The organism is Paraburkholderia oxyphila NBRC 105797, from assembly GCF_000685075.1.
Classification (GTDB): domain Bacteria; phylum Pseudomonadota; class Gammaproteobacteria; order Burkholderiales; family Burkholderiaceae; genus Paraburkholderia; species Paraburkholderia oxyphila.
This window is the reverse complement of sequence record NZ_BAYD01000035.1, coordinates 89,194-96,786: the sequence shown is the minus strand read 5'-3', so window position 1 is coordinate 96,786 and position 7,593 is coordinate 89,194. Positions and strand designations below refer to the sequence as shown.

4 protein-coding genes are annotated in these 7,593 nt (G+C 67.8%); 3 read left to right on the top strand and 1 reads right to left on the bottom strand.

Annotated features, from left to right (window positions below):
* On the top strand, positions 1–3,666 hold a 3,666-nt coding region (locus BO1_RS52180), incomplete at its 5' end, for a DNA translocase FtsK (protein ID WP_052409548.1).
* Positions 3,667–3,765: 99 nt separating this feature from the next.
* On the opposite strand, the gene BO1_RS21910 is transcribed toward BO1_RS52180, so the two are convergent.
* Complete coding sequence (locus tag BO1_RS21910) at positions 3,766–4,947, bottom strand: lactonase family protein (RefSeq protein WP_245643871.1); 1,182 nt, start codon at positions 4,945–4,947, stop codon at positions 3,766–3,768.
* A 352-nt stretch (positions 4,948–5,299) separates the two neighbouring features.
* Between BO1_RS21910 and BO1_RS57785 the strand changes: the two genes are divergently transcribed.
* Positions 5,300–5,458, top strand: coding sequence for a DUF3096 domain-containing protein (locus BO1_RS57785; RefSeq protein ID WP_084688099.1), 159 nt, complete (start codon positions 5,300–5,302; stop codon positions 5,456–5,458).
* A gap of 172 nt (positions 5,459–5,630) precedes the next feature.
* Complete coding sequence (locus BO1_RS21900; RefSeq protein WP_028219383.1) at positions 5,631–7,508, top strand: glycoside hydrolase family 15 protein; 1,878 nt, start codon at positions 5,631–5,633, stop codon at positions 7,506–7,508.
* Positions 7,509–7,593 lie beyond the last annotated feature (85 nt).

Genomic DNA, 7,593 nt, shown 5'->3' with positions numbered 1-7,593 from the left:
AGCGCGCCGCCGCCCGTTGCGGGCAGCACGGCCGCGCGCGCGGCCGCAGCGGCCGCGCCACAAGCACGTCAGCAAAAACCGCAGCGTCCGTTCGTCTGGCCGACCAAGAGCACGCCCACCACGGCGCAACGCACGCCCGGAACACGGTTCGGCACGCAATTCGGTGCGTCCGCAACCGCACCGCTCGCGGACGCCAGCCAGGTCACGCCGGCCTATTCCCGCCCGGCGCACGGTGCGGCATCCGCGCCGCAGGCGCCGCTCTCGACGAGTGTGCTCGAAACCTTGCGCTCGATCGAGGAAAACGCCGCCCGCTGGACAACGCTCGCGGGTGCGAGCCTCGCACGCCGCAACAGCATCGACCCGCCCGCTGCGCAAACCGACGTGCCCGCCCATGCCGGCGCTGCCGCCGAGGCCGGCGATGCGAGCCCTCCTCCGGCGCACGCGCAATTTCCGCTCACCGCACCGCAGATCGCGCAGCCGCCCGAGACGGCGACGCTCGACGAAGCGGCCCCGGCTGATGCAGCAGGCGAAGATTCCGGAGTGGCTTCTGCCGCGCTTGCGGAAGCCGCACCGGCGCAATTCGCTCAAGAACTCGTGAGCGTGCACAACGATGCGTCGCTCGCTTCGCCGCCGGTTGCGCAGCAGGCCGAGTCCGTCTTTGCGCCCGTTGCGCCTGCCGTCCCGATGGCGCCGGTTACACCACTCGACACCTTCGAGTCTGGGGATCCGTGGACTTACGCCGACGACGCCTCGACCCCGATCGCCCTGCCCTCGTTCCTCATCGATGCGCAAGAAGGCGACGCGCCGCCGGCTACCGCTGCATCGACACCGGCACTCGCCGCCGCGGCCGCGGCCGACATGACGGCTACGGCCGTCGCACCTGTCGTCACGGTCACACCTGTTGCCCCTGTCGCGCCCGCCGCAACGGTAACGGCGGCCGCCACGACGCCGCCAGCGGGGCCACCCGCAAGTTCGCCGATCACCTGGCCGAGCTTCGATCAAGGCATGCCATGGGTCTTGCTCGACGACGAGCCCGACGCAGCCGAACCGGCAATCACGGCCCCCGACGAAGCCGCCTCGACGACAGAGCAATCGCCTCATGTGGCGGCCCTTACGGAGCCTGAGAGCATTGCCGCGACTAGCGCCGGGCAGTCGCCCGTGCCGTGCCGCCACGAGGACGCCGCAACCGTCACGCACGTGCCGCGGTGGGAGCCATCGCCTCGTGTGACCGACCTTCCGGCGCCTGAAGAGATCGCCGAGACTCACGCCGCGCCGTCGCCCGTGCGGCCCCAAAAGGACGACGCCGCAACCGTTGCGCACGAGCCGCCGCTGCCAGAGGCAGCGCTCGATGCATCCGAACCGGAAAGCGCCGAAAACGTCATCCGCTTCCCGCGCATTGCGACCGAACCGTTGCACGTTGCCCGGTCCACACCGTCAGGCGCCGGCGCCATCGAGCAGGATCCGCCGGTGCGCGCCACGCAGCCCGACGAGGCTCCGCTCGACCACGACGCGTCGACGCTCACGCCGCATGCCAGTGCTTTCGCGCCGGCACCCCTCGTTGAAGTGCCGTCATTCCTCGCCGCCGTGCCTAACGCCACGCAGCCGACGCCCGTTGCGCCGGCAAGCTTCGCGCCCTGGTCGCCTGTGCTAGCCCCCACCCTGCCGATGCCGGTTTCGTTGGCTGCCACGCCCGTCCGCACGACCGACGCGCCCGCTACCGCGGCCTCCGGGTCGAAGCCGGATGAACCATGGCAATCGGGTCCCGCGGCACCGCACGCCACCACGGCGACGCCGGCATCCGCATCAATCAGCCCCGCAAGCGCGCCCGCAGTGAGCACGACTCAAGCGCCGGAGCACGTGCCTGGCGCGACGTCGTTCGTTGCACCGGGCACCGGTGCTGAACCCCAATCCGCCGCGCCTGTGCCGACCGCCGCGCACGAAGCAACAGCGGCCCAGGCACACGCGAGCATCGCAGCAAGCGGTCAAGTCAGTGCGCCCCCGTCCTGGGCGCAGCCACAACCGGCCAACGCCGCAACTACAGCCACACCTCAACCACCCTCCGCGGCGGTGGTCCACGACACCAGCGCGCAAACCGCGCCTGGCGCGCCTCAGCCCGAAGCGGCGCCGCGCCAGCCCGTGCGCGGCCATGCGCCGACCTCGTTCGAGTTCCAGCCGCTCACCGCCTCAGCCGTCGAGCTGCCCGGCCTCGATCTGCTCGAGCGCGCCTCGTCCGAAATCGAGCCCGTCTCCGAGCAGAAGCTCGCCGAAACGAGCCAGCTGATCGAGCAGCGCCTGCAGGAGTTCAAGGTGCCCGTCACCGTGGTCGGCGCCTCGGCGGGCCCTGTGATCACGCGTTTCGAAGTCGAGCCCGCGCTCGGCGTGCGCGGCAGCCAGATCGTCGGCTTGATGAAGGACCTCTCGCGCGGCCTCGGCCTCACGTCGATCCGCGTGGTCGAGACCATTCCCGGCAAGACCTGCATGGGCCTCGAGCTGCCCAACGCTCGCCGCCAGATGATCCGTCTCTCGGAGATTCTCGAATCGGCGCCCTACCATCGCTCGCAGTCGAAGCTCACGATCGCGATGGGCAAGGACATCGTCGGCCACCCGATCGTGACCGACCTCGCCAAGGCGCCGCACATGCTCGTCGCGGGCACCACTGGCTCGGGCAAGTCGGTGGCGATCAACGCGATGATCCTCTCGCTCCTCTACAAGGCCACGCCCGAGGACGTGCGGCTCATCATGATCGACCCGAAGATGCTGGAGCTGTCGGTCTACGAAGGCATTCCGCATCTGCTTGCGCCCGTCGTGACCGACATGAAGCTCGCCGCCAACGCGCTGAACTGGTGCGTGGGCGAGATGGAGAAGCGCTACCGGTTGATGTCGGCGGTGGGCGTGCGCAATCTCGCGGGCTTCAACCAGAAGATCCGCGACGCCGCCGCGCACGAGAAGAAGATCGGCAATCCGTTCTCGCTCACGCCCGAGGCGCCCGAGCCGCTCTCTCCCCTGCCGATGATCGTGGTGGTGATCGACGAGCTCGCCGACCTCATGATGGTCGCGGGCAAGAAGATCGAAGAACTGATCGCGCGTCTCGCGCAAAAGGCGCGCGCCGCCGGCATCCACCTGATCCTCGCGACGCAGCGTCCTTCGGTCGACGTCATCACGGGTCTCATCAAGGCGAACATCCCGACGCGCGTGGCGTTCCAGGTGTCCTCGAAGATCGACTCGCGCACGATTCTCGACCAGATGGGCGCCGAGTCGCTGCTCGGCCAGGGCGACATGCTGTTCCTGCCGCCGGGCACCGGCTATCCACAGCGCGTGCACGGCGCGTTCGTCGCCGACGAGGAAGTGCATGCCGTGGTCGAGTATCTGAAGCAGTTCGGCGAGCCCGAGTATATCGAGGGCATCCTCGACGGGCCGGCCGGCGAAGGCGCGCCGCAGGACCTCTTCGGCGACTCGCCCGACGCGGAAGCCGATCCGCTCTACGACGAGGCCGTGGCGTTCGTCGTGCGCACGCGGCGCGCGTCGATCTCCTCGGTGCAGCGGCAATTGCGCATCGGCTATAACCGCGCGGCGCGCCTCGTCGAGCAGATGGAAGCGGCGGGCCTCGTCTCGCCGATGGGCATCAACGGCAGCCGCGAAGTGCTCGTGCCGGGCCAGCCCGAGTAAGGCTCACGACAGTCGATCGAGCAACGCAAAAAAACGCCGTGCCGGATTCGTCCGGCACGGCGTTTTTCTTTTGTCCGCGACAAACCGCTTACGGAGCGATCAGGGCGTGACGAACTTGAAGTCGACGGGCGAGCCGATATCGATACGCTTCGGATTCGGCTCGAGCAGGCCCGTCTCCTGATTGCGGCGGAACACGTAGGCCGTGTCGCTGTTCTGATTGCCGACGATGAGCCACTGGCCGCTCGGATCGATCGCGAACTCGCGCGGCGACTTGCCGAGGCTCGACTGACGGCCCACACGCCTGAGCTTGCCCGTCTGCGCGTCGACGGCGAAGATCGAGATGTCGTTCGCGTCGCCGCGGTTCGAGACGTACAGGAACTTGCCGTCCGGAGAGAGATGCAGCGCCGCCGCACCGACCGCGCCCTTGAAGCCCGGCTCCGCCAGCTTCTCGACCTGCTCGAGCGTCAGGCGTCCGTCGTGCCAGGCGAACACGCTCACCGTGGCGGCCAGCTCGCTCGTGAGATACGCGAAGCGGCCATCGTTGCCAAAGACGAGGTGACGCGGGCCCGAGCCGGCCTTCACATCGGTGTAGCGCCACTCGGCCGGGCTCACGAGGCCACGGCTGCCGTCGGGCGTGTAGCGGTAGGTCCAGAGCTTGTCGGTGCCGAGATCCTGGGTGAAGAGGTAGTGGCCATCGGGCGAGAACACCGTGGAATGCACGTGCGCGTTGTCCTGGCGTCCCTTCACCGGACCACCGCCCTCATGGTGCACGGTGAGCACCGCTGCTCCAAGCTTGCCGTCCTGCTCGATGGGCAGCACTGCGAAGCTGCCCCCGGGGTCCGCCGCCACCGAATAGTTGGCGACGAAGAGATAGCGCCCGTCCGGCGAGAGTTTCAGATAGCACGGGTCGTTGCCCTGCGCGGAAACCTTGTCGAGGAACGTGAGCTGGCCGCTCGCGGCGTCGAAGCCGAACGCGCTCACGTCGCCGCGCAGGCTCGCCGGGCCGTTGTCGCCGGGCAGCTCGTTCACGGCGTAGACGAAGCGCTTGTCCTGGCTCACCACGAGATACGACGGATTCACCGTCTTCGCGACGCTCACCTGCTGGGCGTCGCCCGTCTTCGAATCGAAGCGATAAACGTAGATGCCCTCGCTCTTGCCGCCGGTATAGGTGCCGACGAGCAGGTCATACACGCCATTGGCTGCCGTGTCGGCGGGCGCCGTGCCCGCGCTGGTTTGAGCGAACGCCTCGGTTGCGGCGAGCGTCGTGGCGACTGAGGCCATGATGGCAATACCCTTGATGATCTGATGAATGAGGCCGCGCTTTTTCGCGCGCGGCGGACTGTGCCGATGCGCAGGCACGGGCATGGCGATTGCGGCGTCATGGGCCTGAAACATGTCGACCTCCTTTTTTCTTGTCGAAGCGGGAGCGGATCGGCAGCGCGCGGCGGCGCGAGTCGATGCAAGCGAGCGTTGCGCGAACACCGATGTGCCGGCGCCAAAGTTATGAGGGTTTGAGGCCCAGTATAAGAGAGCTTCCGTGTGGCTGGGCGTTGGACGCGCAGCGCGCCTCTCACCCTCCAGTCTCGCAACATCGGCTTCGCAACACTGGCCTTGCAACACCCAGGGAGAAAACATGGACATCCATCTCGCCATCGGCCCGCTCGTCTCGCTCATCGCCGGCATCCTGATCCTCGTGGTGCCGCGCCTGCTCAATTACATCGTCGCGCTGTATCTGATCATCATCGGTCTCATTGGGCTCTTCGGCACGAACGGGCATCTCGGGCATTTTTGATGCCTGCGGCCACGGCTTTGGAACCTTCGCGAAAGTGCGGTGAAAGTTCCCGCACGAGTGATTTGTGCGCGGCAGGCAGTAAAACGCGTTGCACGAGCCCCCCCGCACCTACTAATCTTGTGCGTGCCCGTGCCGTCTCCGCTCCAGGAGCAATGCTGTCAATCTGCTTACCATGCCTGCACTCATCGAAGACTATGCAATGATCGGCGACGGCCACACGGCCGCGCTCGTGTCCCGCGAAGGCTCCATCGACTGGCTCTGCTGGCCGCGCTTCGACTCCGGCGCGTGCTTCGCGGCGCTGCTCGGCACCGAGGAGAACGGCCGCTGGCTGATCGCGCCGGCCCCGCCCGCCGACGACTCCAAAGCCGCAGTCAAGACCACGCGCCGCTACCGCGGCGACACGCTGATCCTCGAAACCGACTTCGAGACGCCCGACGGCGCCGTCACGCTGATCGACTTCATGCCGCCCGGCAATGGCTGGAGCGAGCTCGTGCGGCTCGTGGTGGGCCGGCGCGGCACCGTGCGCATGCGGTGCGAGCTCGTGCTGCGCTTCGACTACGGTTTTTCGGTGCCGTGGGTGAGCCGCCTCGCTTACGAGAGCGGCATCAAGGCCACCGTCGGCCCCGACACGGTCGTGCTGCGCACGCCCGTCGACCTGGAAGGCGAGAACATGCGCACCGTCGCCGAATTCGACGTGAGCGCCGGTGAGCGCGTGCCGTTCTCGATGGCCTATGCGGCCTCGCATCTGCGCGCGCCGCCGCCGCGCGATCCGTTCACGGCGCTCGCGCGCACCGAGAACTTCTGGGAGGAATGGTCGGCGCGCAGCACCGTCGTGGGCCGCTGGGCTGAGCCCATCCGCCGCTCGCTCATCACGCTCAAGGCGCTGGCCTTCGAGCCCACCGGCGGCATCGTCGCGGCCCCCACCACCTCGCTGCCCGAGCAGCTGGGCGGCTCGCGCAACTGGGACTACCGCTACTGCTGGCTGCGCGACGCCACCATCACGCTGCTCGCGATGATGCGCGGCGGCTACTACGACGAGGCGCGCGCCTGGCGCGCGTGGCTCGGCCGCGTGATGGCGGGCTCGCCCTCGCAGTTGCAGATCATGTATGGTCTCGCCGGCGAGCGCCGCCTGCCCGAGTTCGAGCTCGACTGGCTGCCGGGCTACGAAGGCGCAAAGCCGGTGCGCGTGGGCAACAACGCGGTCGGGCAATTGCAGCTCGACGTTTATGGCGAAGTGATGAACGCGCTGCACCTCGCGCGCGTGGGCGGCCTGCAAGCCGACGAAACGGCGTGGTCGATCCAGTGCGCGATGCTCGAGCATCTCGAAACAATCTGGACGGCGCCCGACGAAGGCATCTGGGAGACGCGCGGCGGACGCCAGCACTTCACTTTCTCGAAGGTCATGGCGTGGGTGGCGTTCGACCGCTGCATCCGCTCGGCCGAGAAGTTCGACCTGCCGGGCCCGCTCGATCACTGGCGCGAGCTGCGCGACACCATCCACGCGACCATCTGCGAGCGCAGCTTCAACGCCTCGCTCAACTCGTTCACGCAGATCTACGGCGGCACCGATCTCGACGCGAGCCTCCTGCTGATGCCGCTCGTGGGCTTTTTGCCGGCGTCGGACCCGCGCATCGCGGGCACGGTCGCGGCCATCGAGCGCGACCTGATGTGCGAAGGCTTCGTGATGCGCTACCGCACCACCGACTTCAACGACGGCCTGCCGCCCGGCGAAGGCACGTTCCTCGCCTGCAGCTTCTGGATGGTGGACAACCTCGCGCTCCAGGGCCGCATGGACGACGCGCGCAAGATGTACGAGCGCCTGCTCGCGCTCGCCAACGACGTCGGGCTGCTCGCCGAGGAATACGACCCGATCGCGGGCCGGCTTGTGGGGAATTTCCCACAGGCGTTCTCCCATGTGGCACTCGTTCATACGGGGCTGAATTTGATGCGCCATGAGCAGGAGATGGCCCGGGCGACGGGGCATCCGGGGGATGGCGGCATTCCGCCGATCGAATCCGATCTGACAGCGGCAAACAACACGGCATCGTAAAAGTACGAAAGCGCACGCAAAGCCCCCATATACCGGCGTCAAGTGCGCTACACTTGAAGTCTGGGTTGCTGCGTTGCACAACGAT